We start from the raw sequence: 26,056 nt of genomic DNA, 5'->3' as shown, positions 1-26,056 counted from the left end.
AATTCTACCGGTTTCGCACACCCGACGACCACATCACCGATTTTTACGACGCGTCCGGCCAGAGCGCCAAGAAGTTCCTGATCCGCAAACCGCTCAACGGCGGCAAGTTCCGCTCCGGCTTCGGCATGCGCCGGCACCCGATCCACAAGTACACCAAGATGCACCGCGGCGTGGACTGGTCCGCCCCGCGCGGCACGCCGATCATGGCGGCCGGCAACGGCATGATCGAGAAGGCGGGCTGGAGCTCGGGCTACGGCCGGCGTATCGAATTGCGCCACACCAACGGGTACACCACCACCTACAATCACATGACCGGCTTCGCCCAGGGCCTGCGCGAAGGCGTCCGCGTGAGCCAGGGCCAGATCATCGGCTATGTCGGCTCCACCGGCCTGTCGACCGGCCCGCACCTGCATTACGAGGTCCTGGTGAACGGCCGCTACATGGATCCGATGCGGATCAAGCTGCCCAAGGGCCGGACCCTCGACGGTGCGGTGCGCACCGCCTTCGAGGCGGAACGCTACCGTGTCGACACGCTGCTGGACCGGGTGCGCAAGCCCTCGCGCATCGCCGCCATCAACTGAAGCCCCGCACGAAAAAACCCGCGGAACGATCCGTTCCGCGGGTTTTCATTGCGTGGGCGGCCGCAACTCAGGCGGCGGCGCTTTCGGTCCCTTCTACCTGGAAGATCAACCGGTCCGACCCGGCTGACACGTCAACCGTCTGACCGTCCAGGATGTCCCCCGCCAGCAGTCTTTCGGCCAGCGGATCCTGCAGGTCCTTCTGGATTACCCGCTTCAGCGGTCGCGCGCCATAAGCCGGATCATAGCCCTTCTGGGCCAGCCAGCCGATCGCACTGTCCTCCAGCTTCAGCGTGATCTTGCGATCGCTCAGCAGATCGCGCAGATGCGCCAGCTGGATCTGGACGATATCGGCCATCTGGTCCCGCTGCAGGCGGTGAAACAGCACGATCTCGTCAAGGCGGTTCAGGAATTCCGGCCGGAAATGGGCCCTGACCGACGCCATCACTTCCTCTCTAACCGCTTCGCTGTCCTGGCCTTCCGGCTGGTTGACCAGATGCTCGGCTCCCAGGTTCGAGGTCATGATGATCAGCGTGTTGCGGAAGTCCACGGTCCGGCCCTGGCCATCGGTCAGGCGGCCGTCGTCGAGAACCTGCAGCAGCACGTTGAAGACATCGCCGTGCGCCTTTTCGATCTCGTCGAACAGGATCACCTGATAGGGCCGGCGCCGTACGGCTTCCGTCAGCGCACCGCCTTCCTCGTAGCCGACATAACCGGGAGGAGCGCCGATCAGCCGGGCAACGGAGTGCTTTTCCATGTATTCCGACATGTCGATGCGCACCATCGCGCTGTCGTCGTCGAAGAGGTAGCTGGCAAGCGCCTTGGTGAGCTCGGTCTTGCCGACGCCCGTCGGGCCGAGGAACATGAACGAGCCGATCGGCCGGCTCGGATCCTGAAGACCGGCGCGCGACCGGCGCACCGCCGTCGACACCGCATGGATCGCCTCGGCCTGCCCGATCACCCGGTTGGCCAGCAGGTCTTCCATTTTCAGGAGCTTGTCCCGCTCGCCTTCCAGCATCTTGTCGACCGGAATACCCGTCCACTTCGACACCACCTGGGCAATGTCGGAGGGCGTCACCGCCTCGTCCACCATGGCCTCGCCTTCGTCCGGAGCTTCGGCTTCGGCCAGTTTGCGCTCCAGCTCGGGCAAGACGCCATAGGCAAGCTCTCCGGCCTTGGCCAGATCGCCGCGCCGCTGCGCGATCTCCAGATCGATGCGGGCCTGTTCCAGCTGCTCCTTGATCTTCTGCTCCAGGTTCAGCTTTTCCTTTTCGCCCTGCCAGCGTGCGGTCAGTGCCTGCGACTGCTCTTCCAGGTTGGTCAGTTCCTTCTCGAGCTTGACCAGCCGGTCCCGGGCAGCTTCGTCATTCTCCGCCTTCAGGGCTTCCCGCTCGATCTTCAGCTGAATGATCCGGCGGTCCAGTTCGTCCAGCTCCTCCGGCTTGGAATCGACCTGCATCCTCAGCCGGCTCGCGGCCTCGTCCATCAGGTCGATGGCCTTGTCCGGCAGAAACCGGTCGGTGATATAACGGTTGGAAAGCGTCGCGGCCGAGACGATCGCGCTGTCGGTGATACGCACCCCATGGTGAAGCTCGTATTTCTCCTTGATCCCGCGCAGGATGGAAATCGTGTCCTCCACCGTCGGTTCGGAGACGAAGACAGGCTGGAAACGACGGGCCAACGCCGCGTCCTTTTCAACGTGCTTGCGATACTCGTCGAGCGTGGTCGCGCCGACACAATGCAGCTCGCCGCGGGCCAGCGCGGGTTTCAGCAGGTTGGACGCATCCATGGCGCCGTCGGCCTTGCCGGCGCCCACAAGCGTGTGCATCTCGTCGATGAACAGGATGATGTTGCCGGCGGCGGCCTCGACTTCCGAAAGCACGCCCTTGAGACGCTCCTCGAATTCACCGCGGTATTTCGCCCCGGCGATCAGCGCGCCCATGTCGAGGGCAAGCAACTGCTTGTCCTTGAGCGATTCCGGCACGTCGCCATTGACGATCCGCAGCGCAAGGCCTTCGGCGATCGCGGTCTTGCCGACACCCGGTTCGCCGATCAGCACCGGATTGTTCTTGGTCCGGCGCGACAGCACCTGAATGGTCCTGCGGATTTCCTCGTCGCGGCCGATCACGGGATCCAGCTTGCCGTCGCGGGCAACCTGGGTGAGGTCACGCGCGAATTTCTTCAGCGCCTCATACTGGTTTTCAGCGGTCGCGCTGTCGGCGGTGCGTCCCTGACGCAGCTGGTTGATGGCCTCGTTCAGCGCATTGGGCGTGACGCCGTGCCGCTTCAGGAGCTTGCCGGCCTCGCTGTCGCCATCCATGGCAAGGGCCAGCAGCAGACGTTCCACGGTGACGAAACTGTCTCCGGCCTTCTCGGCGATCTTCTCCGCCTGCTCGAACAGGCGCGCCGTCGCCTGGCCCATGTAGATCTGGCCCGAGCCGCCGGAAACCTTCGGCATCTTGTCCAGTTGGGCTTCAAGGTCGCCCTTGAGGGCCCTGGACTGGCCGCCGGCCCTGTCGATCAGGCCGCTGGCCATGCCTTCCGGGTCATCCAGAAGCACTTTCAGAATATGTTCAGGCGTAAACTGCTGATGACCGCGCCCCAGCGCAAAGGTCTGGGCGGACTGGACAAAGCCGCGTGCACGTTCAGTGTATTTTTCAAAGTTCATTAGATACCTCCTAGCCGCCCGCACCACCCGAAGCGTGGGGAACGATCTGGCATACAGACCCCTGAGACGGGCATCTGTGCAGCCTCCGAAAGCGCTGCCACCCTAATATAGTGTGGCATTTTGATCACAAAAGCCCCCCTGTGGCTTCCCGATCATCAAATGACCCGTCAAGTACGGGCGGACATTCGAAACCCGATCGACCCGCAGAAGGCCAGGCCATGGAAACTCCCGGCTCTCACACGCGGCTTCTCAATGCTCTGGCCATCGACCCGATTTCAGACGTTCAAACGATTTCGGCCGAACGCGCGTTGATCTGGCGCAAAACACGGATCACAACGCAAGACGGCGTCCCGAAGGACGCCGTCTTGATCAATGCGACTTGTGCGAGGCTGAACACGGCAACCACGCTGAACACGGCGCTCTGTTGCAAGCGACCGGCCCCAACCCGTCTGAACCGGTCAGGATCCGGCTGTTCGATCGAAACCGGCCGAACAGCCGTTGCTCTAGTCGCCGACCGGAACCGCTTCGGACGGTGCTTCCTCGGCGGCCTTGGGCCGGCGGGGACGCGCTGTCCGGCGACGCGGTTTGACCGGTTCTTCGCCATCGGTGTCCTTGCCGGCATCGGCCGGCGCAGCGGACACTTCTGCGGAACCCTCCGCGGATGCCGTGTCCGCGGTGCGGCGCGGCGCGCGGGTCCGGGTGGCCCGGGTCCGCCGGCGCGGTTTTTCTTCCGCCGGATCGTCCGTGCCTTCGGCTTTCTGGCCGGCACCGTTCACCTTGCCCTCCTGGTCGATGACAGGCATGTCATCGATAAAGGGCTGCGGACTGTCGGCATCCACCATATCGCCATCGCTCTCGGCGGCGGCTTCCTGAGGAGCCCGGTCGGCACCGTTCGCATGGCCGTTTCCATTCGCCGGAGCGGCATCGGCCCCTTCTTCGGCTTCGGAACGCACGGGTACCTGCGCCGGCTGCTGCTGCGGTTGGGCAGCGGCAACGATGCGCAGATAATGTTCTGCATGCTGGTTGTAGTTCTCGGACATCACCCGGTCCCCGGATGCCTGGGCATCACGGGCAAGCTGCTGATATTTTTCCGCAATATGCATCGCTGTGCCGCGGATTTTCACATCAGGACCGTTCGATTCGTAAGTCCGGGTTAACGGGCTGGGGCCTTTGCGGCCCCGTCCGCGCATACGCTTATTGCTCTGATTTCCTGGTCTCATCCTGCCGTTTTCTCTTGCGGAACGGCGGTCAGCTGTCGGCCGACCAAACATCGGAATTGTATAAACCCGATACGAAATAGCTACCGAAACCAACATTGCTGGTTAGCGGCTGTCCTTGAAACACACGCAGCGCGCCAAGGGCCCGAGGCCAACGCGATTGTCTTTTCTTCGACAGTCCGAATATACCGGATAGTCCGATATGCAGTGGAATACAGAACGATGAAACTGCGTCCTTGCCCCCGCTTCCGGATGCGCATTCCACGCTGAACGCTGATCACATCTCCGGTTTCGGCAAAGGGAACGTAACCGTTTCCGTCACGATTTCCAAGCGCTTTTTCGCCATCGGTTCAAAACGGTGGAATTATGCCTTCCGGGCCACCGCGACCCGGTCGTTTCCGGAAAGATCCCCAATGATTTCAATCTCTCCAAAGCCATGATGCCGCAACTGTTTTTTCACCTCTTCCGCCTGATCATAGCCGATTTCCAGACCGATTCGCCCCCTTGCGCGAAGCAGGCTGGCCGCCTCCGGCACAATGCGCAGATAGGCTGTCAGACCGTCTTCTCCGCCGTCGAGCGCCAGAACCGGATCGTGCTCCGTCACTTCCCGGGACAATCCCGCAAGAACCGCCGAGCGGATATAGGGCGGATTGCTGACGACCCAGTCGAAGCCGGTCCCCGGAACGGCCGGTGACGACGGTCTGAGCGCGGATGCATAATCGGCACGGACCGGCAGCATCCGGTCCGCAACCCGGTGCAGGTCGGCATTCCGGAGCGCGCAGTCCAGCGCGTCGGCGGACAGATCGACCGCGATCGCCCGGCAGTTTGGGCGTTCGGCCAGCAGCGACACCGCGATCGCCCCCGTCCCGGTCCCGATGTCGCAGACGATCATCGCGTCGTCCGGCGCGCTGCGCTCCAGGACCGCGTCGACCAGCGTCTCGGTGTCCGGCCGTGGTTCCAGGGTCGCCGCATTCAGGAAAAACCGGCGGCCGTAGAAGTCCCGCTCACCGAGAATACGCCCGACCGGCATGCCCGCGAGCCGCTGCCGTGCATGTGCCTGCGCCAGCGCAACGGCCTCCTCGCCGGCAAGGTCCCGCTCCTTCAGGATCAGATCGGAGACCGGCAGGGCAAGTGCCGCGCCGACAAGGCATTTGGCATCCAGGTCCGGCGTCGCCAGACCGGCTTCCCGGAACCGGTCGCGCACGGACCTGTACAGCCGACCGATTTCCATTCTCAGGTGTCTTCGGATGCGAGCAGACCGGCCTGATGGTCCATGATCAACGCGTCGATGACGTTGCCGAGCGCCTCGCCGGCAATGATCTGTTCAAGCTTGTAGAGGGTCAGGCCGATCCGGTGGTCGGTCACCCGGCCTTGCGGAAAATTATAGGTACGGATGCGTTCCGAACGGTCTCCGGAGCCGACCTGCAGGCGCCGCGCTTCGGTGCGCTCGCTCGCGGCGCGCTCGCGCTCCGCGTCATAGATGCGCGCCCGGAGCAGCTGCATGGCCCGTGCCTTGTTCTTGTGCTGCGAGCGTTCGTCCTGAACGGCGACGACGATGCCGGTCGGCACGTGGGTGATGCGCACGGCCGAATCCGTCGTGTTGACATGCTGCCCGCCGGCGCCGGACGCCCTGTAGGTGTCGATCCTCAGATCGCTTTCGGCCACGTCGATATCAACATTTTCCGCCTGCGGCAGCACCGCCACCGTCGCGGCGGACGTGTGAATGCGCCCGCCGGATTCCGTGGCCGGAACCCGCTGCACCCGGTGCACGCCGGACTCGAATTTCAGCCTGGCAAACACGTTGTCGCCCGAGACCGAGGCAATCACTTCCTTGAAGCCGCCGACTTCACCCTCGCTGGCCGACAGGACCTCCACCTTCCAGCCCTGCAATTCGGCGTAACGCTGGTACATGCGGAACAGGTCGCCGGCAAAGAGCGCGGCCTCGTCGCCCCCGGTGCCGGCGCGCACTTCCAGGATGGCATCATTGGCGTCGGCCTCGTCCTTCGGCAGCAGGCCGACACGCACGTCCTGAAGCAGTTTCTCGACCTGTTCGGACAGGTCGTCGCGCTCCAGCTCGGCCAGTTCCCGCATTTCCGCGTCGATCTGGGGATCCGCGATCAGGGCCTCGGCCCCCGCCAGATCGCCCTCGGCCTTGATCAGGCCGCGAATCCTCACCACCAGCGGTTCCAGCCCGGCATATTCGCGCGACAGTTTGACATAGACCGCCGGGTCCGGGCTCGAGGACATCAGGTGCTCGAGTTCAGCGAACCGGTCCAGCAGGGTATCGAGTTTATGACGCGCCAACATGCGTGGCTGAAACCTTTCATGCTCATTTGGAAAGTCGTGACTAGAGGGCCACATCCGTTTCGGCGGCAAAGCGCTGCAGCAGATCCCGGATGGTGCCATTGTCATGTCCGGGTTCCAGCCGCGGCAGAAGCCTGGCCGACAGCCGGCCGGCATCGAGCGTGCGCAGCATGGCCTTGACGGGTCCGAGCGACGACGGCGACATCGACAGGTCCCGGTAGCCGAGGCCCACCAGCGCCATCGCTTCCAGGGGACGGCCCGCCAGTTCGCCGCACAGGGTCACCGGCACATGCCCCTTATTTGCGGCGTCGACGATGGATTTCAAGGCCCGCAGAAAGCCCACCCCCAATGTGTCGAACCGTTCGGCGACACGGGTGTTGCCCCGGTCGACGGCACAGAAGAACTGAAACAGGTCGTTCGAGCCCACCGAAACAAAATCGACATGGCCCATCAGCTCCTCGAGCTGAAACAGCAGAGAGGGCACTTCGACCATCACACCGAGGCGGACGTTATCCGGTGTCCCGTGGCCGTGACGGCGCAGGTGCTGGATCTCCTTGTCGACCAGCGCCTTCGCCTGGAGAAATTCGTCGACGACCGTCACCATGGGGAACATCAGTTTCAGCTCCCGGCCCGCGGCGGCTCGCAGCAGGGCCCGGATCTGGGTTCGCAACAGGCCCGGCCTGTCGAGACCCAGGCGCAGGGCCCGCCAGCCCATGGCCGGGTTTTCCTCCTGGATCGAGCGCAGATAGGGCAGCACCTTGTCACCGCCGATGTCGAGCGAGCGGAAGGTCACCGGCCGGTCTCCGGCCGCGTCGAGCACCTGGGTGTATTGCGCCTGCTGCTCGCGCATGCGCGGGAACGAAGACGCCACCATGAACTGCAGCTCGGTGCGGAACAGTCCGACCCCGGCCGCTCCGGCTTCTTCCAGATGCGGCAGATCCACAAGCAGGCCGGCGTTCATCTGCAGCGAGAATTCGACGCCGTCCCGCGTGACCGAGGGTTTGCTGCGCAATCTTCGGTACTGGGCCTGCCGCCTTGCCCGGAACCGTACTTTTTCCACATAGGCGTCTTCCAGGTCGGCTGCCGGGCGCAAATGCACCTCGCCCGTGTCGCCGTCCACGATGATCGCGTCGCCGCCGTCGGCAAGGCTGACGATGTCTTCGACCAGTCCGACAGTCGGAATGCCGAGAGCGCGGGCGACGATCGTCACATGACTGGTCGGCCCGCCTTCTTCCAGAACAAGGCCGCGGATCCTGTCGCGGCCGTAGTCGAGCAGTTCCGCCGCGCCCATATTGCGGCCGACGACGATGGCGTCCTGCGGCAGATCCCCGACGTCCGGCCCGTGCTCCCGTCCCATCAATTCGCGGATCAGCCGGTGCGCAAGGTCGTCCAGGTCGTGCAGGCGTTCGCGAAGATAGGGATCGGTCTGGCGGAGCATGCGCGCACGGGTGTCGCTCTGCACCTTTTCCACAGCCGCCTCGGCGGTCAGGCCGTTCCGGATCGCTTCCTCGATCTTGCGGATCCAGCCCCGGTCATAGGCGAACATGCGATAGGCTTCGAGCACCTCGCGGTGTTCTCCGGTGGCCGCGATCTCGCCGCTGGCCAGAAGATCGTCGATCGACAGGCGCAGCCGGTTGATCGCGCCGTCCAGGCGGGCCTTTTCCTTGTCGCTGTCTTCCGCGATCAGGTTGGTGACAACCACGCGCGGCTCGTGCAGCACGACGTGCCCCAGGCCCACGCCTTCCGCCAGACCCGCTCCCGTGGCGGTGATCGGACGGGACATGTCGAGACCGGTGTTTTTCTGGGAAATCGCCTCCAGGTCGCCCGCGGCGACCATTTCGGCAATCACCATCGCGGTCGTCTGCAGCGCCTCGACTTCATCCTCGAGATAGGTCCTGTGAGACTGATTCTGAACGACCAGGACGCCGAGCGTACGGCCGGCTCTCAGGATCGGCACGCCCAGGAAGGAATTATAGGCTTCCTCGCCTGTCTCCGGCAGATAGGCAAAGCCGGGATGGGCGCTGGCATTGGGCAGGTTCAGCGGCCGCGCCTCGGCGGCGATCAGACCGACAAGGCCCTGGCCGACGCGCAGAGAGGCATTGTGGACCGCCTCGCTGTTCAGACCTTCGGTGGCATAGAGTTCGAGAACCCCGTCCGCGCGCAGGATATAAACCGAACAGACCTCGGCAACCACGTTCGACGCGATCAGAACAACGATCTTGTCGAGTCGCTCTTGCGCCATGATCGGCTCTGCCATGACTTCGCGAAGCCTGCGGAGCAGAAGGCGCGGTCCGGCCAGGTTGCTGCGCATAGCGCCCCCGATTGATCCCGCTTCAGTAAGGCCAAGGCTCCGGTGCGTGCCGGAGCGAGCCTGCCGGATAGACTATCCGTCCAACCCGTATAGCGAATGCAGAGTCCGCACCGCAAGTTCCGCATAGGCAGAATCGATCAGGACCGAAATTTTGATTTCCGATGTCGTGATCGCGCGGATGTTGATGCCCTTGGTGGCAAGTCCCCGGAAACACTGGGCCGCGATGCCCGCGTGCGAGCGCATGCCAATGCCGATCACCGAGACCTTCACAACATCCCGGGCACCTTCCAGATTCTGGAAGCCGATCGCCGGGCGGTTGTCGTGCAGCACCTTCTGGGCGCGCTCGAAATCGCTTTCCGGAACCGTGAAGGTAATGTCCGTGGTCTTGCCGTCCGGCGAGATATTCTGGACGATCATATCCACGTTGATGTTGGAATCGGCCAGCGGACCGAACACGCTCTCGGCAACGCCCGGCTTGTCGGCCACGTCACGGAGAGAAATCTGGGCTTCGTCCTTCGCATAGGCGATGCCGGTGACAACCTGCTGTTCCACGAGTTCGTCCTCGTCGCAAATAAGAGTACCAATCGGAAGGCCGTTGTGGCCGGCCTGCGGTGCATCCGGATCATCGAAGCTTGAGCGCACGAAAGTCCGGACACCATGGATCATGGCCATTTCGACCGAACGCACCTGAAGCACCTTGGCCCCGAGCGAGGCCATTTCAAGCATTTCCTCGAAGGAGACGCGTTCCAGGCGCTGCGCCTTGGGCACGATGCGCGGGTCGGTCGTATAGACGCCGTCGACATCGGTATAGATATCACAGCGGTCGGCCTTGATCGCCGCGGCAATCGCCACCGCGCTGGTATCGGAGCCGCCGCGGCCCAGGGTGGCGATCCGGTTGTCGGGCGCGACGCCCTGAAAACCGGCGACGACGGCAACCTGTCCCTGCTCCAGCCTTTCGGCGAGAAAACTGCCGTCAATCTCGCTGATGCGGGCGGCGCCGTGATTCTCGTCCGTCCTGATCGGGATCTGCCAACCCTGCCAGGAGCGGGCGTTGACGCCCATGTCCTGCAGCACGAGCGCCAGCAGACCGGAAGTCACCTGCTCGCCGGACGCGACCACCGCATCATATTCGCGGGCATCATGCAGGGGAGACGCCTCGCGGCAGAACTCCACCAGCTTGTTGGTCTGTCCGGCCATCGCCGAAACCACCACCGCAACCTGGTGCCCCGCATCCACTTCCCGTTTGACATGGCGGGCGACATTTCGGATGCGATCGAGATCGCCGACGGAAGTTCCGCCAAATTTTAAAACCAGTCGGGCCATACCACTCGTAAACTTTATAAATCTGTCGTGAAGCGCAAGCATCGGGTCAGGGACTCGGAGCCTTCAGCGCCGGTTGGATCGGCGCATGCATACAGGCTGCGTCCCTTTGCTGCAACCTGGCTTGTGAGGCTGTCACTTGACAAAAAGTCAAAGACACTGAACGACAGCTGTACAAAAACCATCCGGCTGGAGACGATCGTGTCTTCACCAAGGAAAGGACCGTCCGATGACTGGCAGGGCTGAGGCACCCACGGGAACGATCGACAGCGCGGAAGTCGCGCGCTTTTCCGCCATGGCGGACGAGTGGTGGGACCCGACAGGCAAGTTCAAGCCTCTTCACAAGTTCAATCCGGTGCGTCTTGCCTATATCAAGCAGGAGGTGTGCCGGCAGTTCGGCCGCGACCCGAAATCGTCCGACGCCTTCAAGGGGCTGCGGTTTCTGGATATCGGCTGCGGCGGCGGCCTGTTGAGCGAGCCGATGGCGCGGCTCGGAGCGGACGTCGTCGGCGCCGATCCGTCCGAAACCAATATCGAAATTGCACGATTGCACATGCAGAAGTCCGGTCTGGAAATCGACTATCGGTCGGAATCAGCCGAAGCATTGGCCGCGAGCGGCGAGACGTTCGATGTCGTCCTCAACATGGAAGTCGTTGAGCATGTGGCGGACGTGCCGCTGTTCATGGAAGCGACCGGCAGCATGGTTCGTCCCGGCGGCCTGATGTTCGTTGCGACCATCAACCGGACACTGAAGGCCTATGCGCTGGCCATCGTCGGCGCCGAATACGTCCTGCGCTGGCTTCCGAAGGGCACCCACTCCTACGAAAAACTGGTGCGCCCCGCAGAGATCGAAGCACCACTGCGGTCGACAGGCCTGAAGGTGATCGATCGCTCCGGCGTCAGCTTCAACCCGCTGACAGACAGTTGGGCCCGCTCCCGCGACATGGATGTGAACTACATGCTGCTGGCGGAAAGGGCGAAGAACAGCTGATGGGCGACCCGATCCTGTTCATTCCCGGGCTGCTGTGCACCGAACAGTTGTTCGCCCCGCAGATCGTCGCATTCGCGGACCGTCCGATCATGGTGGCCGATCACCGGCAGCATGACAGCATCACCGCCATCGCCTCAAGTATCCTGGAACAGGCGCCGGCGAGGTTTTCGCTGATCGCCCTGTCGATGGGCGGATATATCGCCATGGAAATCATGCGCAAAGCTCCGGAGCGGGTGGCCAAACTTGCCCTTCTGGACACCAATGCGCGTGCCGACAGGCCGGAGCAGGCCGACCGGCGCCGGTTCCTGATCGACCTGACCCGGAAGAAAGGCTTCGGCAAGGTTCCGCATCTGCTTTATCCGGGTTTTGTCCACGAGCGCCGCGAAGAGGACGAGGACCTGAAGGCGATTGTCGTCGACATGGCCGTGGAGACCGGTCCGGAGGCCTTCATCCGGCAGCAGACCGCCCTGATCGACCGGATCGACGCGCGTCCGCACCTGGGCGAGATCGCCTGCCCGACACTGGTTCTTGTCGGCGATGGCGACCGGCTGACACCGGTCGACGTGTCCAGGGAAATCCACGAGCATATCCCGGGCAGTGATCTGGTGGTGGTCGCGGGCAGCGGGCACCTGTCCCCGCTGGAGGAACCGGACGCGGTCACGGGGGTCCTGCGGGAATTTCTGAACCGGCGGTGACGGGACCGCGGGCAGGATCGATCGCGGACGAAAAAACAGAGCGTTTTGATCCGGATCAAGGCCGAACCTCGCGTTCGCATTAACATCAAGCTGCCTCTGGGCAAGCCCGGGGCCTGACCCGAACATTTTCCTGAACCGAACAGTTTCGCGGTCTGAAGAGCAGCCCCGGCGCATCATCCGATACCGGGCACCTGCGCCTTGTCATGCAAATGAGCGGAGGATTTTTCATGTCCACGAAGCCAAACACCGGTGCCTTCGATTTCAGCGCAATGATGGCCGACTGGCCGAAGCCCGCCTTCTCGAATTGGGCCTTTGCCGAACGCGAAGACAAGATCGAGGCCCGGACCGTCGCCGGTTTCCAGAAAATGGGTGAAACCATGTGGGCGCATGCGGAAAAGACGCTCGACGACCATATGGATTTCTTCAGTCACCGCCTGCACGAGGATTTCGAATGCGCGAAGTCTCTGAGCCGGTGCACCGCGCCTGAAGAGGCCATGGCGACGCTGCAGGCCTTCTACTCGAAGATGGCCACCGAATATCAGGCGCATATCGAAAAGCAGTCCGCGCTCATTCGCGACAGCTTCTCCGACAACGCGGCTGTTGTCGAGGAACTCAGCGAAACCGCTCTGGAAAACGTCAGCGAACTGACCAGGGCCGCTGAAGAGAACATCGACGAAATCAGACCGGCGTCGCGGCGGAAACGGGCAGCTCCCGCAAAGTCCTGATCAGAACAGCCGCCCGTTTCTGCCAGCATGGAGACGTCTTCAGGCTGGCAGGCGTGGCGCGGCTTGCCACATGGGCGTTTACCCGGCCGCGGGGCCGGTGAAGGCCTCGATGAGCACATCCTTGTCATAGGGCTTGCTGACAGTCCGTGCATCTGCGATTTCCTTGGGAATATCGGCATTTTCGCCATACCCCGAAGCAAAAACAAACGGCACGTTCTGTGCGCGCAGGCGAAGGGCGACGGGATAACTGGTTTCCGAACCAAGGTTGATATCCAGCAGCGCAAAGTCGAAGACAGCCGTTCGCCCGTCGATTTCAGCCAACGCGGATTTAACGTCCGAGACAACGCAGACCTCCTGGCTGCCCAGGGCCTCGAAGATGCCCTCCGCGTCCATGGCGATGATCAGGTTGTCCTCGACGACCAGCACCGAACGCGGCGCATCGAATTTGCGGGTGACCGAAGTGCCCCGCGCGTTCGGCACGACATAGTCGGCATGCCCCTGCTCGACGAAATTTTCCGGAATTCGAAACGACGCCTTCACCCCGCTCAGGGCATAGGTGACCTCGGCCACGCCTTTCAACTCGAACGGAATGGTTCGCTCGATGATGGTGGACCCGAACCCGCGCCGTTCGGGGGCCTGGACCGGAGGGCCGCCCATCTCGGACCAGGAAATCAGGAGACCGCCCCGGTCGTCGAGTGTCAGATCGATCTCGATCCTGCCCTGCTCGACGGAAATCGCGCCGTATTTGGCGGAATTGGTGATCATCTCGTGCATGACGAGCGCCATGGACGAAAAGGCTTGCGGGTTCAGCAGAACCTCCGGCCCCTTCACGGAAATCCGGTCCGTCCTGTCGGACAGATAGCTTTCCACCTCGGTTTCGACAAGGCTTGAAAAAGAGGCCGCGGACCAGTTGTTGCGGGTGATCTGGTCATGCGCACGGGCAAGCGACTGCACTCGGCTGTCGAGTTTTCTGACAAATTCCTCGGTCGTGCGCGCGCCGGCTTCGGTCTGGGAAATGAGACCGCGGACAAGACCGAGAATATTGCGCACCCGGTGGTTGAGCTCTGCGATCAGAAGCTCCTGCTTCTCGTTCGCGGCCTTTCTTTCCCGGCCGGCCTCATCGGCCATGCGCAACACGACTTCCAGCAGCATGATGCGCAGTTGAGAGGCGGCTCTCAAATCGGATGACGTCCATTCCGCGCTCTGGTCCCGGACCGTTTCCTGCCAGACTTCAAAGCTTTTGCGCGGTGTCAGCCGGGCCCCGAGAGGTCCGGGGATCACGGGTTTTTCCGGATCTCCCGCCCAGTTGACGGACTGCACGAGTTCCTCGCGGAAAAACAGGATGTAATCCCGGGGAGACCGGGAAATCGGGATCGACAGGACACCGGCAACGGTCCTGTTGCCGGTGTCCCAGCCGCTGATAAAGGACGAAATGTGGTGTGATACGAAGACCTCGTTTCCCGACTGCTCGATCAGGTAGTCGCAAAGATCCCGGATCTTTTCGTCATCTGGCGCAGTTCCCGTCTTCAGGATGGCCGCCTCCTGGACGACGGCGAACCCGTCGGCGTTCAGGATGTCGCAAAATGCCTGGGCCGAGGATGTCAGAAGCGACGGCGACTGCGTCTCCGATGTCAGGCTGCGGGAAATGTCTGCGGTCAGGCTGGCGATACGCTCGTCGTTGCCCCTGTCTTCGGCGATCAGGCGCGCCTGGAGGATGAGTGACAGCATCTGTCCGAACAGCAGCGCGCAGTTGCGTTGCCGCATGCTTGGCACCAGAGGCCCGTTGTGATGACAGGCGATCAGTCCCCACAGGCTGCCGTTGACAATGACGGAAATGGACATGGACGCCCCGACGCCCATGTTGCGCAGGTACTCCAGATGGATCGGCGACACGGATCTGAGACGGCTGCCGGAAAGATCGATCGGCGGCTGGCTGTCCGGTTCTGCCTGATGAAGGATCCCGTTTCCGTCATCCGACACGTCGGCAATCAGCCGGATCGGATTTTCAATGTAGAGTGCGCGCGCCTGCTTGGGGATATCCGTCGCGGGATAACGAAGGTTCAGAAACGGCGTCATGTCCGATTGCTTCGCTTCGGCGACGACCTCCCCGCAGCCATCGGGGGCGAACTTGTAGAACATTGTCCGGTCGAACCCGGTAATCGACTTGATGAACCTTACCGTATGCGACTGGATGGCATCGATGTCCGGAAGATCGGCCATCCGGTCGACAGCGATACGGACATTGACGGTGTCGTTCGCGGCCCCTTCCAGAGAGGCCGCCGGTTCGAACTCCATGATGACGTTGGTTTCGATGAAATGGACCGAAACGTCGAACCGGCGGTCCGTGGCCGCAAGTTTCAGGCCGTAGGCCACCTCCACGCCCTTGTGGGGCTGGAGAAACTGAAGCCGATTCCGGATTTCGTGAATACTGTCGGCGGGCACGAATTCGAGGACCGGCCGGCCGAGCACGGTTGCTGGTTCAACGGGCAGAAAATCGCTTATATTCTCGGAAACATGCGACACGATCCAGTCCGGGGTCACCGCGAGAAGAAACCCGAAGGACTGCACTTTCCCCAGAAGGTGTATCGGCTCGCGATCACAATTGGTCAGGTCAACCTTGTCCAACTAAATCTACCTCGTCGCTATTTTCCCGTTCCAGCACCTGAAGGTAGGTCCCGAACAATTGCTGCGCAGCCAGGCACGCCCGCTCGCAATTCTCGGTAGAATTGTCATGAGCTGCGAGCCAGGTCAAAAAAGATTTCCACAAGCCGCACCCCCTGCCATGGGCCAGAAACTCGGCGGGCAGGTCTGGAGCCGCGCGGTCCAGAAGCGCATGCATTTGCGCCGCCCCGAGCCGCGCCCCCTCAAGGACATAGCAAATTCCGGCCACCGAGCATCCCGCGTTCAGATAAGGCAGGTCCTGTTCGCCGGGAACAACGTGCCCCAATCCCTGCAGATCGCGCAGCAGCGCTCCGGTCCTCAAACGATTGCTGAAATCGGGGAGGGATCTGAAGTCATTGGTCCCCGCAAGCCACCTCTCCGCTCCGGGCAGCACCGCGGCCTGAAGGTTCAAGAACCGCTCGTACCCGGCCCGGGTCGTGACAGGGTGTTGCGAGATCGTGCGGTCCAGGCGGGTGTGCAGTTGAGCGGTCCCTTCCCTCAAGACACTCAGCAAGTGCATCTCCACAGTTCTCCGGTTTTCCTTGTCATTCCGCGAGAACTCCACGCAGGTTCACGAACGACCTTTCGCCGCAATGTGCATTCCTGATCCCGGCGCGAACAGGCAATACCGTGTTCTGATGAGAGTTCAACAGGAAATCCTGACCTTCAAGCTCCATTTTATCTGCCCGGTCACTCCGCTGTTGATCAGGGCGTTTCCGGTGTGCTCACGCGGAAGGGGAGAGACAGCCTGAAAGGGAACACAAGGCGGGTCCGTCCGGCAAGCGGCGCCAGACGGGACCCGTCAATTCTTGTCCTCCGGCAATTCAGGCAACGGAAACACGGCTATCCCTTCCTCGGCGAGCGCTTCCGCGTCCCTGGGAGAGGTTTCGCCGTAGATGCTGCGCTCTTGCGCCTCGCCGGAATGGATCTTGCGGGCCTCGGAAGCAAATCTGTCGCCGACATTCTCCGAATTCTCGACGATGCGCGCCCGGGCTATCCGCAGCGCTTCGAGGATTTCCTTCTGCTGGAAGTCCTTCGGCAGGAGGGCGGAAGAGCGCTTCCCTGCCGATGGCGCGGCAACCGCAGGCTCCGGTGTCGCCGGCGTCTCCGGTGCCTGCATTTCCTCCCGGACAGCGCCGACCAGGGCTTCCTTTTTCCTGGCCGTGGACACCGCGGGAGCCATCAGGCTCTTGCGCACATCGGTCGTGCCGCACACCGGGCAGGCGACCAGGTCGCGGCTGCGCTGAGCATCAAAATCTCCGGAATTCCGGAACCAACCCTCGAATGCATGCGCATCGTCACAAACAAGCGTGTATTTGATCACGCATGTAACTCCTCAAGGCCTTCGGCAACGTGGCAGTCAAAATCCCGCTCGTTCGCAATTGCGGGGATCCGGCCACGCGCCTTCACCGCATTTTCCGTGTCGATTTCGGCCAGCACATGGCCAGGAGCATCTCCGTCCAGTTCCGCGATCACCTGCCCCCATGGATCAACGATCAGGCTGTGCCCGTAAGTTTCCCGCCCGTCCTCATGAAGGCCGCCCTGCGCCGCCGAAACCACATAGGCACCGTTCTCGATGGCACGGGCACGCTGGAGCACATGCCAGTGGGCTTCGCCGGTCTGGCGGGTGAAGGCCGCCGGCGCGGTCAGGACCTGGGCACCCTGACGGGCCTGGGTCCGGAAAATCGCCGGAAAGCGAACGTCGTAGCACACGGCCATGCCGATCCTGGCGAACGGCAGGTCTGCGATCACGCTGCGGGTTCCCGGCTCGTAGGTCGCCGATTCCCGCCAGCTTTCACCATTGGGCAGATCGACATCAAACATGTGGATCTTGTCGTAGGTGGCCATAACCGACCCGTCCGGTCCGATGAGGAAGGCGCGGTTGGCGACCTTGCCGCCGCCGGCAAGAACCGCGAGAGATCCCAGATGCAGATAGACCTTCAGGTCGGAGGCAAGCCTGATGGCCATTTTCAGGAACGGGTCCGAGCCGGCGACCGAGATCCTCTCGAGCAGTTCGTCCCGGGTCCGGACCAGCACGTTCGACATTTCCGGCGTCTGGATGTATCGCGCACCGTCCTGCGCGGCCGAGCGGATCAGGCTCTCCGCCGCCTCGGCATTGTCTGAAAGTGTCTTGCCGCTGCGCAGTTGAACACATGCTGCCGTGAATAAGGCCATTCGACCGCCTTCTCCGCTGGGTCACGATATTGTGACAGTAAATCAGGACGCGAGCAGGGCGTCCAGCTTGCCAGCGCGCTCCAGCGCGTGCAACTCGTCGCAGCCGCCAACATGTGTGGCACCAACGAAGATCTGCGGAAAAGTTGACTGTCCACCGGCCTTCTGCACCATTTCCTTGCGCAGGCCCGGGTCGAAAGTGGCGTCGTGTTCCTTGTAGACGGCGCCCTTTTTGTCCAGCAGCCGCTTGGCCGCCGTGCAAAATCCGCAAAGCTGGCGTGTGTAGATAACAACTTCAGCCATCAGGTCCGGTCCTTTCACCGTGGCAGGCGGCGCTGTTTTACAAGAACAGCCGCGCCTTTCAAACCGGCCTTATATGCGTGCGTCCGGAGCAAACTCAAGAGTTTGCAGACACCTTACTGAAAATCAGACCCCGCGCCCGTGCGGCTGGCCGGGTCCACAAGCGCAAAGGTAAGCACGTCGACCGACACGGCGCCGGCGCCAAGCAGCGCTCTGGTGCAGGCCGCCACCGTGGAACCGGTGGTCAGCACATCGTCGATCAGGACCACGGGCCGCCCGGCGACCCCATCGGCCCGGTTGCTGTCGAGGGTGAAGGCCGACCGGACATTGCGGTGACGATCCTTCGCGGTCAGTCCGACCTGCTGGCGGGTGCGCTTGTGCCGCCTGAGCAACCGCGGTTCGAATCGGCCGCCGCTCTCGCGGGCAATCTCCCTTGCAAGGTCCGCAGCCTGATTGAAACGTCGCGACAGCAGCCGCGACCAATGCAGGGGAACCGGGACAAGCAGGCTGTTCCTGTCCAGAAGTTCCCCGCCGGACCGCACCATCCAGCGGGCCATGGGCCGGGCAAGTTCGCGCCGCCGGGAGAACTTCAGCGACAGCACCAGTTGCCGGGCCGGCCCGTCATAGAAGGCGACCGCTCGCAGCCGGTCGAACAGGGGCGGCGCGGCAATGGCCTGCGGGCTCCACGCGCCTTCGCCCACGTCATAGGCAAAGGGCTTGCCGAGCCTGTGGCACCAGGGCCGTTCCAGAAACGGCATCTCCCGCCAGCAGTCCGCACACAGCCCCTGTTCACAGGCGACCCGCGTATCGCAGCAAGGGCACCGCCGCGGCAGAATGAAGTCCAGCGCGGCGCCCGGCACGATTGCGCGCATTTCCAGAAGTCTCCGGCCGACGGACTGCAACACCACCTCCCGCGTTCAGACCGATCCTCACCGGGACCCTACCACACGCCCGTGAAATTCCGGGATCGCCCCTGCCGGACCGCCCGCGCGGCGACACCTCCTTTGACGGCGGAGGCCGGATACCATATGTGACCGCCATGGTATCGAACCGCCGGGTGACCCGTGAGCGCACAGCCTGACCTATTTGACCGTGACCTTCTCGTGAGCCGCCGCCTGCGCGCCCTCAGGGGAGCAAAAGCGGGAGCCGACTTTCTCCTCCAGGCCGTCGCCGAGGATCTTCAGGACCGTCTGCTCCTGGTCAACCGGCGCTTTCAGACCGCAGTGGATCTGGGCGGCCATACCGGCCGCATTGCGAGGGCGATCCGCGACACCGGCAAGGCCGAAACCGTCTTCAGGGCAGATCTCTTCGCGGCCGACCCCGGCCTCTCGCCGCCCGACCTGGTCTGCGATGACGCCCTGCTGCCGTTCCGCGACAGGTCGCTCGATCTGATCGTTTCAGCGCTCAACCTGCAATTTGTCAACGACTTGCCGGGCAGTCTGGTTCAGATCCGGCGCGCGCTGGTTCCCGACGGCCTGTTTCTGGCGACATTACCGGGCGCCGGTACGCTTTCGGAACTGCGCGACAGTCTGACCCGCGCCGAGCTGGACATCCGGGGCGGGGCCGCGGCCCGGGTCCTTCCATTCGCCGACACGCGCGATCTCGGCAGCCTGTTGCAGAGGGCCGGCTTTGCCCTGCCCGTGACGGATGTCGATACCTTCACGGTGCGCTACGATACGATGTTCGCACTGATGACCGATCTCAGGTCGATGGGCGCGACCAGCATCCTGAAGGACCGCAGCCGCACGCCACTGCCGCGCGCTGTCCTGATGCGCGCCGCCGAGCTTTACGCCGCCAACCACGCCGATCCGGATGGCCGTATCCGCGCCACCTTCTCGTTTGTGACCCTGTCGGGATGGGCGCCGCACGACAGCCAGCAAAAGCCCTTGCGCCCCGGATCCGCCAAGACCCGGCTGGCCGACGCACTCGGGGTCCGGGAAACAAAAATTCCGGACTAGGTTCCGGTTTCCCGGGCGAACATGAAATGATGTGAGGAGGCCTGCGCCATCAAGGCGCGCAATTTCGGGAAATACGCTGATTTTTCAGAGCTTGCACCACTGGGAGGCGGTGTCAGTCGCTTCCTGCGCCGGCGCTCAGGGCAGAGACAACGGCACCGAAAATATCGTCTCTCATGGTTTCGCCAATGATCCCCAGGCCGCCGATCACGACGATACTGATAAACCCGACGATCATGCCGTATTCCAGAGCCGTGGCCCCGCGTTCGTCGCGAAGGAAGCGGACGGCAAGGCGTCTGGCTGGTTCGAAATCGATCGACCCGTTTTTCAATTCAATCACTCCCTGCCCGGCATGCGCGCGCCGTCAAACCGCTTCCATCAGATGGGGAATGAGCGGTTCGTCGGCAGCCGGCATCGCATAGTCCCTCAGCCGGGCTGCCCGCACCCATTTCAGGGCCTGGTTCTCGCGGCCCTGTGGCATTCCAGTCCATCTTCGGCAGATGAACAATGGCATAAGCAGGTGAAAATCCTCGTAAGAGTGGCTGGCGAAGGTCAGCGGCGCCAGACACGCCTCGTTAACCTCGATGCCCAGTTCCTCGTCGAGTTCGCGGATCAAAGTCTCTTCGGGGCGCTCGCCCGCTTCGATCTTGCCACCCGGAAACTCCCACAAACCCGCCATGGATTTGCCTTCCGGCCTCTGGGCAAGCAGGATACGGCCGTCGGCATCGACAAGGGCGCAGGCGGCGACAAGCACAATCTTGGTCATGGGAAGTAGTCCGAATTTGAGGCGCCGGTGCAACGCGGCCTTAACCACGCTTCACGATACATCGTGAAATTCGCGAAGGCCTGTCAGCTTCTGTAGTCGCCGTTGATGGCCACGTATTCCTTGGTGAGGTCACAGGTCCACACCGACGCCTGGCCCGTTCCAAGACCCAGATCGATGCGGATGACGATGTCCTCTTCCTTCATGACCGCGGACGCGGCGTCCTCGCTGTAGGCGGCATCCCGCTCGCCCTCGACCGCCACCCGCACGTCGCCGAACCAGATCGCCAGCCGGTCCCGGTCCGCCGGTTCGCCAGCCTTGCCGACCGCCATCACCACACGGCCCCAGTTGGCATCCTCACCCGCGATCGCTGTCTTGACCAGCGGCGAATTGGCGACCGACAGGGCAATCTTCTTCGCGGACGGATCACTTTCGGCGCCCTCCACGCGGATTTCGACGAATTTGCGGGCGCCTTCGCCGTCCCGGACAATCTGGTGGGCCAGATCGACCATCACGTCGCCCAGCGCGGCGCGCAGCACGGCCACGCGCGGATCGTCCAGGGCGGTCACCGGTTCAATGCCGTCTGCAGCGGCAGCTCCCGTGGCAAACAGGAGAACCGTGTCGGATGTGGATGTGTCGCTATCGACGGTGACGGCGTTGAAACTGCCATCCACCTCGCCGCTCAGCAGCGCCTGCAGCACGTCCGCGGCGACCGGTGCATCGGTGAATATGAAGGACAGCATTGTGGCCATGTCCGGCGCGATCATGCCGGCGCCCTTGGCAATGCCGTTGATGGTCACGCCGACACCGTCGATCTCGGCGCTGGCGGTGGCGACTTTCGGATAGGTGTCCGTGGTCATGATCGCCCTGGCGGCATCCAGCCAGCCGGCGCTGCCCTGACCGGCTTTCAGATCATCGACCACACTGCGGAATTTTTCCGCGGCAAGCGGTTCGCCGATCACGCCGGTCGAGGCGAGAAAGATTTCCGCTTCGGAACAGCCCAGCGCCGTCGACACGATCTGCGCGGACAGCTCGACGGCGGCCTTGCCCTTCTTGCCGGTGAACGCATTGGCATTGCCGGAATTGACCAGCAGCGCCCGCGCCTTGCCGGCGCCTGTGCGGTCCTTGCACCAGTCCACCGGTGCGGAAGAACATTTCGAACGCGTGAAGACACCGGCAACCGCCGTTCCTTCCGCGACCGTTGCCAGAAGGACGTCGGTCCGGCCCTTGTATTTTATGCCCGCGGCAGCGGTGGCAAACTGCACACCCCTGATCTCAGGCATCTCGGGATAGGATTTGGGGGCAAGAGGCGAAACGGTGGTCGACATCGAAGCAATCCAGGTCAATAGGTCAGGTTAAGTCCCTAGCCACAAGCGCGGGACAAGCGCAAGCCTTTTCAGGCAGGCACCGTTCCTGGTCACCGCATGAAAAAACCCGGCAGCCAGGGGCTGCCGGGTCGCGATCGCACGTGTTTGCGCGCGTTTATTCGCTCTTCGCGTCGTCCGCCGGGGCTTCCTGCTGCGGCTGGTTGAGGTTTTCATCCAGGATCTCGATGGTGAACCGGTCCTTGAGTTCAGCCAGCTGGACATCGTAGCGTTCCCGCATCAGTTGCTGGCGCAGTCCGTCGGCAACGGCTTCCAGAGCCGGTTTTTCCTGGCGGCGCTTGTCTTCGAGCTTGATGACATGCCAGCCGAACTGGGTCTCCACGGGCGTGCTGGTGTAGCTGCCCGTATCCAGGGCCAACGCGGCTTCCTCGAAGGCCGGCACCATCTGGCCCTTGGCGAAGTAGCCGAGGCTGCCGCCGTTGGGGCCCGTCGGTCCCGTTGACTTTTCCCGGGCCAGCTCGGCGAAGTCGGCGCCGCCGTCAAGCGCCTTGATGATCTCTTCGGCCTCGGCCTTTTCCTTGACCAGGATGTGCCGGGCATTCAGCTCTTCCGGACCTTCGTAATCCGCGAACTGCTTGTCGTAAGCCGCTTTCAGGTCGTCATCGGACACATCGCCGTTGATTTTCTGGGCCAGATAGGCATTGCGCAGGCTGCGCAGCTCCAGGAAGTCCACCTGCTTCTGGAAGTCAGGATCCTTGTCGAGGCCCTCCGCACGCGCGGCCTGGGCCATCAATTCCATGTCGACCATGACGTCGAGAAGAATCTTGCGCCACTGGGCCGGCGGAAACCGCTGCAATTCCTGACCAAGATCCTTGGCGGCAAAAGCAATGTCTGCTTCCGTGATCTCCGCGTCGCCGACCTTTGCGACCACGTCGCCGGGTTCGGCGGCGGACAGCGAGACGGATCCGAGCGACAGGGCCAGAAAGGAAACGGCAAGCGCCCGGGCCGGCCCGCGCATCGAAATTCGGAACATGAGAAGTCCTTTACCTTTAGGAACAGTAATCTTTCTTCCCTCGATCAGGGAGGGCGTGGCTACATTGCGCATTCCTGCGGCGTTGACAAGCATACAGCCCCCTCTTATCTCTCGGGCGTTCTGGCTTGCGGGCCGGGATGGCATCTTTTCGGCCGCGTTTGCCGGCCAGCGCATTGCGTTCGGTGGCAACGTGGACAGCAATTGAGACGATTTCATGGGCAGGCGCCGGATTGCCGTTCGGCGCCGCCCCTTAGGGAAGGACCGCCACATGGCTGGCCTTGGCGCATTAGCACGTAAGATTTTCGGTTCGGCTAACGACCGGAAGGTAAAGGCATTTCGAGCGACGGTCGATCAGATCAACGAATTGGAGCCGGACCTTCAGGCTCTGTCGGATGATGCCCTCAGGGCCCGCACGGTGGAATTCCGCGAGCAACTGAAAAATGGCGCGAAACCGGATGACCTCCTCGTGCCGGCCTTTGCCACGGTGCGCGAGGCCGCCAGGCGCGCGCTCGGACAGCGCCACTACGATGTTCAGCTGATCGGCGGCATGGTGCTGAATTCGGGCCAGATCGCCGAAATGCGCACCGGTGAGGGCAAGACGCTTGTCGCCACGGCGCCGGTCTATCTCAATGCACTGACCGGCAAGGGCGTCCACGTGGTCACCGTGAACGACTATCTGGCCCAGCGCGACAGCGAATGGATGGGCCAGGTCTACAAGTTCCTCGGCCTTTCGGTCGGCTGCATCACCCACGGCCTGTCCGACGAGGAACGGCGCGCGGCCTATGCCGCCGACGTGACCTACGGCACCAACAACGAATTCGGCTTCGACTACCTGCGTGACAACATGAAGCATGACCGCGAATCGATGGTTCAGCGGGATCATGCCTACGCCATCGTGGATGAGGTCGACTCGATCCTGGTCGACGAGGCCCGGACCCCGCTGATCATTTCCGGTCCCCTCGAGGACCGGTCGGAATTCTACAACACGGTCGATGCCTTCATTCCGCATCTGACCGACGAGGATTTCGAACTCGACGAAAAGCAGCGCTCCGCCGCCTTCACCGAAGCCGGCAACGAGAAGCTCGAGAAGCTGCTCGGCGAGGCTGAGCTGCTGAAGGGCGAGTCGCTCTATGACGTCGAGAACGTCTCCATCGTGCATCACCTGCAGCAGGCCCTGAAGGCGCACAAGCTGTTCCAGCGCGACAAGGACTATATCGTCCGCAATGACGAAGTCGTCATCATCGACGAGTTCACCGGCCGCATGATGCCGGGCCGGCGCTTCTCGGAAGGCCTGCACCAGGCCCTCGAAGCCCGCGAGAAGGTCCGGATCCAGCCGGAAAACCAGACGCTCGCTTCGATCACGTTCCAGAACTACTTCCGCATGTACGGCAAGCTGGCCGGCATGACCGGCACGGCCTCGACAGAAGCCGACGAATTCGCCGACATCTACAAGCTCGAGGTCGTCGAGATCCCGACCAATGTCACCGTCAGCCGGATCGACGACGACGACGAGGTCTACCGGACCGTTCAGGAAAAGTTCAACGCCATCGCCTTGCTGATCGACGACTGCAAGCAGCGCGGCCAGCCGATCCTGGTCGGCACGACATCGATCGAAAAGTCCGAGATGCTGGCCGAGCTTCTCAAGACCCACGGCTACAAGCAGATCGACCTGTCCGATCCGGCCGCCTTTGCCGCGGCTCAAAAGAAAGAGGACGGCAAGTCCAAGGTCTTCGCGGTGCTGAATGCCCGTTATCACGAGCAGGAAGCGTTCATCGTGGCCCAGGCGGGTCTGCCTGGCGCGGTCACCATCGCAACCAACATGGCCGGTCGCGGTACCGACATCCAGCTTGGCGGCAATGCCGACATGCAGATCGAAATGGAGCTCGGCGACATGCCGGCGGGCCCCGATCGGGATGCCAGGGAAGCCGCGATCCGGGCCGAGGTCCAGAACCTCAAGCAGAAGGCGCTTGAGGCAGGCGGTCTCTACGTCATCGGCACCGAGCGTCACGAAAGCCGGCGGATCGACAACCAGTTGCGCGGCCGCTCCGGTCGTCAGGGCGATCCGGGCCACTCCAAGTTCTTCCTGTCGCTCCAGGACGACCTGATGCGCATCTTCGGCTCCGAACGCATGGACTCCATGCTGCAGAAGCTCGGTCTGGAGGAAGGTGAAGCGATCATCCACCCCTGGATCAACAAGGCACTGGAAAAGGCGCAGCAGAAGGTCGAGGCGCGCAATTTCGACATCCGCAAGAACCTTCTGAAGTTCGACGATGTCATGAACGACCAGCGCAAGGTGGTCTTCGATCAGCGCATCGAACTGATGGACAGCGACGCCATCCAGGACGCGGTTTCCGACATGCGCCACGATGTGATCGAAGGCCTTGTCAGCAGTCACATCCCCGAACGGGCCTATCCGGAGCAGTGGGACACGGAGGGCCTGCAGGAAGAGGTTCGCAAATACCTGAATCTCGACCTGCCCATCAAGGACTGGGCCGCGGAAGAAGGCATCGCCGACGAAGAGGTCAAGGAGCGCCTGCTCAAGACCGCGGACGAGGCGATGGCGCAAAAGGTCGCCAAATACTCGCCGGACATCATGCGTCAGGTGGAAAAGGCGGTCCTGCTGCAGACCCTCGACAACCTGTGGCGCGAGCATCTGGCCAACCTCGATCACCTGCGCTCGGTGGTCGGCTTCCGCGGTTATGCGCAACGCGACCCTCTGCAGGAATACAAGACGGAAGCCTTCACCCTGTTCGAATCCATGCTGGCGCAGCTCCGCCAGATGACCACCGCCCAGTTGCTGCGCGTCGAACTGGTCACCGAACAGCCCCCGCAGATGCCGGAAGAGCCGGAAATGCACGCCCATCACATCAACCCGCTCACCGGGGAAGACGAGATGGCACTTGCCGACAGCCACGTCGGCCGTTCCGGCCAGCGTGATCCGGAAAATCCTGCTACGTGGGGCAAGGTCGGCCGGAACGAAGCCTGCCCCTGCGGCTCGGGCAAGAAATACAAGCACTGCCACGGCGCTCTCGTCTGAC

22 protein-coding genes (1 of these 22 cut by a window edge) are annotated in these 26,056 nt (G+C 62.7%); 6 read left to right on the top strand and 16 right to left on the bottom strand.

Going from position 1 to position 26,056, the window contains the following annotated elements:
* On the top strand, window positions 1-581 hold the final stretch of the coding sequence (locus tag AC0VX3_RS04090) for a M23 family metallopeptidase (protein ID WP_475523656.1). The gene continues 1,399 nt to the left of window position 1, outside the view; the window shows 581 of its 1,980 coding nt (coding positions 1,400-1,980); its start codon lies off the left edge, out of view; its stop codon occupies window positions 579-581.
* A 67-nt stretch (window positions 582-648) separates the two neighbouring features.
* Here AC0VX3_RS04090 and clpB read toward each other — a convergent pair whose 3' ends face one another.
* The 6 genes from clpB to AC0VX3_RS04060 form a co-directional block, all read right to left on the bottom strand.
* Entirely contained in the window at window positions 649-3,246 is a 2,598-nt protein-coding gene (gene clpB / locus AC0VX3_RS04085) for an ATP-dependent chaperone ClpB (protein ID WP_475523655.1), read from the bottom strand.
* A gap of 503 nt (window positions 3,247-3,749) precedes the next feature.
* Window positions 3,750-4,466 (bottom strand): DUF4167 domain-containing protein, encoded by a 717-nt coding sequence (locus tag AC0VX3_RS04080; protein ID WP_475523654.1) that lies wholly within the window; start codon window positions 4,464-4,466, stop codon window positions 3,750-3,752.
* A gap of 361 nt (window positions 4,467-4,827) precedes the next feature.
* Complete coding sequence (gene prmC / locus AC0VX3_RS04075; protein WP_475523653.1) at window positions 4,828-5,694, bottom strand: peptide chain release factor N(5)-glutamine methyltransferase; 867 nt, start codon at window positions 5,692-5,694, stop codon at window positions 4,828-4,830.
* A gap of 2 nt (window positions 5,695-5,696) precedes the next feature.
* Window positions 5,697-6,770: a peptide chain release factor 1 gene (prfA, locus tag AC0VX3_RS04070; RefSeq protein WP_475523652.1), complete on the bottom strand. Its 1,074-nt coding sequence runs from the start codon at window positions 6,768-6,770 to the stop codon at window positions 5,697-5,699.
* Window positions 6,771-6,810: 40 nt separating this feature from the next.
* Window positions 6,811-9,078, bottom strand: coding sequence for a phosphoenolpyruvate--protein phosphotransferase (gene ptsP, locus AC0VX3_RS04065; RefSeq protein ID WP_342893801.1), 2,268 nt, complete (start codon window positions 9,076-9,078; stop codon window positions 6,811-6,813).
* Window positions 9,079-9,150: 72 nt separating this feature from the next.
* Window positions 9,151-10,401 carry an aspartate kinase gene (locus tag AC0VX3_RS04060; protein ID WP_342893800.1) on the bottom strand — a complete coding sequence of 417 codons (1,251 nt, stop codon included), beginning with the start codon at window positions 10,399-10,401 and terminating at the stop codon, window positions 9,151-9,153.
* A 226-nt stretch (window positions 10,402-10,627) separates the two neighbouring features.
* Between AC0VX3_RS04060 and ubiG the strand changes: the two genes are divergently transcribed.
* The 3 genes from ubiG (at window position 10,628) to AC0VX3_RS04045 (ending at window position 12,809) form a co-directional block, all read left to right on the top strand.
* Window positions 10,628-11,389 carry a bifunctional 2-polyprenyl-6-hydroxyphenol methylase/3-demethylubiquinol 3-O-methyltransferase UbiG gene (gene ubiG, locus AC0VX3_RS04055; protein WP_475523651.1) on the top strand — a complete coding sequence of 254 codons (762 nt, stop codon included), beginning with the start codon at window positions 10,628-10,630 and terminating at the stop codon, window positions 11,387-11,389.
* Window positions 11,389-12,084, top strand: a complete 696-nt coding sequence (locus AC0VX3_RS04050) for an alpha/beta fold hydrolase (protein WP_475523650.1) — start codon at window positions 11,389-11,391, stop codon at window positions 12,082-12,084. Before ubiG ends, AC0VX3_RS04050 begins: the two co-directional genes overlap by 1 nt.
* 227 nt (window positions 12,085-12,311) lie before the next feature.
* Window positions 12,312-12,809 (top strand): phasin family protein, encoded by a 498-nt coding sequence (locus tag AC0VX3_RS04045; protein WP_475523649.1) that lies wholly within the window; start codon window positions 12,312-12,314, stop codon window positions 12,807-12,809.
* Window positions 12,810-12,887: 78 nt separating this feature from the next.
* Here AC0VX3_RS04045 and AC0VX3_RS04040 read toward each other — a convergent pair whose 3' ends face one another.
* The 6 genes from AC0VX3_RS04040 to AC0VX3_RS04015 form a co-directional block, all read right to left on the bottom strand.
* The gene (locus tag AC0VX3_RS04040; protein ID WP_475523648.1) at window positions 12,888-15,434 is read right to left on the bottom strand and encodes an HWE histidine kinase domain-containing protein; all 2,547 of its coding nucleotides are present in this window, start codon (window positions 15,432-15,434) and stop codon (window positions 12,888-12,890) included.
* Window positions 15,421-15,882, bottom strand: coding sequence for a biliverdin-producing heme oxygenase (locus AC0VX3_RS04035; protein WP_475523647.1), 462 nt, complete (start codon window positions 15,880-15,882; stop codon window positions 15,421-15,423). The genes AC0VX3_RS04040 and AC0VX3_RS04035 overlap by 14 nt, the downstream gene beginning before the upstream one ends.
* 390 nt (window positions 15,883-16,272) lie before the next feature.
* Window positions 16,273-16,794 carry a DUF1178 family protein gene (locus AC0VX3_RS04030; protein ID WP_475523646.1) on the bottom strand — a complete coding sequence of 174 codons (522 nt, stop codon included), beginning with the start codon at window positions 16,792-16,794 and terminating at the stop codon, window positions 16,273-16,275.
* Window positions 16,791-17,645: a carbon-nitrogen hydrolase family protein gene (locus AC0VX3_RS04025; RefSeq protein ID WP_475523645.1), complete on the bottom strand. Its 855-nt coding sequence runs from the start codon at window positions 17,643-17,645 to the stop codon at window positions 16,791-16,793. Before AC0VX3_RS04025 ends, AC0VX3_RS04030 begins: the two co-directional genes overlap by 4 nt.
* 42 nt (window positions 17,646-17,687) lie before the next feature.
* Complete coding sequence (grxC, locus tag AC0VX3_RS04020; RefSeq protein ID WP_475523644.1) at window positions 17,688-17,945, bottom strand: glutaredoxin 3; 258 nt, start codon at window positions 17,943-17,945, stop codon at window positions 17,688-17,690.
* A gap of 113 nt (window positions 17,946-18,058) precedes the next feature.
* Complete coding sequence (locus AC0VX3_RS04015) at window positions 18,059-18,814, bottom strand: ComF family protein (protein WP_475523643.1); 756 nt, start codon at window positions 18,812-18,814, stop codon at window positions 18,059-18,061.
* 192 nt (window positions 18,815-19,006) lie between these two features.
* Between AC0VX3_RS04015 and AC0VX3_RS04010 the strand changes: the two genes are divergently transcribed.
* Window positions 19,007-19,900, top strand: a complete 894-nt coding sequence (locus AC0VX3_RS04010) for a class I SAM-dependent methyltransferase (protein WP_475523642.1) — start codon at window positions 19,007-19,009, stop codon at window positions 19,898-19,900.
* Between the two features lie 112 nt (window positions 19,901-20,012).
* On the opposite strand, the gene AC0VX3_RS04005 is transcribed toward AC0VX3_RS04010, so the two are convergent.
* The 4 genes from AC0VX3_RS04005 to AC0VX3_RS03990 form a co-directional block, all read right to left on the bottom strand.
* Window positions 20,013-20,237, bottom strand: a complete 225-nt coding sequence (locus tag AC0VX3_RS04005) for a Flp family type IVb pilin (RefSeq protein ID WP_475523641.1) — start codon at window positions 20,235-20,237, stop codon at window positions 20,013-20,015.
* Between the two features lie 24 nt (window positions 20,238-20,261).
* Window positions 20,262-20,663: an 8-oxo-dGTP diphosphatase MutT gene (mutT, locus tag AC0VX3_RS04000; protein WP_475523640.1), complete on the bottom strand. Its 402-nt coding sequence runs from the start codon at window positions 20,661-20,663 to the stop codon at window positions 20,262-20,264.
* Between the two features lie 83 nt (window positions 20,664-20,746).
* Window positions 20,747-21,988, bottom strand: coding sequence for a bifunctional glutamate N-acetyltransferase/amino-acid acetyltransferase ArgJ (gene argJ / locus AC0VX3_RS03995; protein ID WP_475523639.1), 1,242 nt, complete (start codon window positions 21,986-21,988; stop codon window positions 20,747-20,749).
* Between the two features lie 154 nt (window positions 21,989-22,142).
* On the bottom strand, window positions 22,143-23,018 hold the full coding sequence (locus AC0VX3_RS03990; RefSeq protein ID WP_475523638.1) for a peptidylprolyl isomerase: 876 nt from the start codon (window positions 23,016-23,018) through the stop codon (window positions 22,143-22,145).
* Window positions 23,019-23,286: 268 nt separating this feature from the next.
* Between AC0VX3_RS03990 and secA the strand changes: the two genes are divergently transcribed.
* Window positions 23,287-26,055 carry a preprotein translocase subunit SecA gene (gene secA / locus AC0VX3_RS03985; RefSeq protein WP_475523637.1) on the top strand — a complete coding sequence of 923 codons (2,769 nt, stop codon included), beginning with the start codon at window positions 23,287-23,289 and terminating at the stop codon, window positions 26,053-26,055.
* Window position 26,056: the final 1 nt, after the last annotated feature.

The organism is Roseibium sp. QJM3NY_11 (assembly GCF_056173175.1).
Note: the sequence above shows the minus strand (reverse complement) of the source record. Positions and strands in the feature narration are given on the sequence as shown.

Excerpts from the sequence above, each read along its gene's own strand:
- AC0VX3_RS04015 (WP_475523643.1), bottom strand. The coding sequence starts at position 18,814 with ATGCGCGCAATCGTGCCGGGCGCCGCGCTGGACTTCATTCTGCCGCGG.
- clpB (WP_475523655.1), bottom strand. The coding sequence starts at position 3,246 with ATGAACTTTGAAAAATACACTGAACGTGCACGCGGCTTTGTCCAGTCC.
- ubiG (WP_475523651.1), top strand. The coding sequence starts at position 10,628 with ATGACTGGCAGGGCTGAGGCACCCACGGGAACGATCGACAGCGCGGAA.
- AC0VX3_RS04025 (WP_475523645.1), bottom strand. The coding sequence starts at position 17,645 with ATGGCCTTATTCACGGCAGCATGTGTTCAACTGCGCAGCGGCAAGACA.
- AC0VX3_RS04060 (WP_342893800.1), bottom strand. The coding sequence starts at position 10,401 with ATGGCCCGACTGGTTTTAAAATTTGGCGGAACTTCCGTCGGCGATCTC.
- argJ (WP_475523639.1), bottom strand. The coding sequence starts at position 21,988 with ATGTCGACCACCGTTTCGCCTCTTGCCCCCAAATCCTATCCCGAGATG.
- AC0VX3_RS04050 (WP_475523650.1), top strand. The coding sequence starts at position 11,389 with ATGGGCGACCCGATCCTGTTCATTCCCGGGCTGCTGTGCACCGAACAG.
- secA (WP_475523637.1), top strand. The coding sequence starts at position 23,287 with ATGGCTGGCCTTGGCGCATTAGCACGTAAGATTTTCGGTTCGGCTAAC.
- AC0VX3_RS03990 (WP_475523638.1), bottom strand. The coding sequence starts at position 23,018 with ATGTTCCGAATTTCGATGCGCGGGCCGGCCCGGGCGCTTGCCGTTTCC.
- mutT (WP_475523640.1), bottom strand. The coding sequence starts at position 20,663 with ATGACCAAGATTGTGCTTGTCGCCGCCTGCGCCCTTGTCGATGCCGAC.
- prfA (WP_475523652.1), bottom strand. The coding sequence starts at position 6,770 with ATGTTGGCGCGTCATAAACTCGATACCCTGCTGGACCGGTTCGCTGAA.
- AC0VX3_RS04080 (WP_475523654.1), bottom strand. The coding sequence starts at position 4,466 with ATGAGACCAGGAAATCAGAGCAATAAGCGTATGCGCGGACGGGGCCGC.
- ptsP (WP_342893801.1), bottom strand. The coding sequence starts at position 9,078 with ATGCGCAGCAACCTGGCCGGACCGCGCCTTCTGCTCCGCAGGCTTCGC.
- AC0VX3_RS04045 (WP_475523649.1), top strand. The coding sequence starts at position 12,312 with ATGTCCACGAAGCCAAACACCGGTGCCTTCGATTTCAGCGCAATGATG.
- prmC (WP_475523653.1), bottom strand. The coding sequence starts at position 5,694 with ATGGAAATCGGTCGGCTGTACAGGTCCGTGCGCGACCGGTTCCGGGAA.
- grxC (WP_475523644.1), bottom strand. The coding sequence starts at position 17,945 with ATGGCTGAAGTTGTTATCTACACACGCCAGCTTTGCGGATTTTGCACG.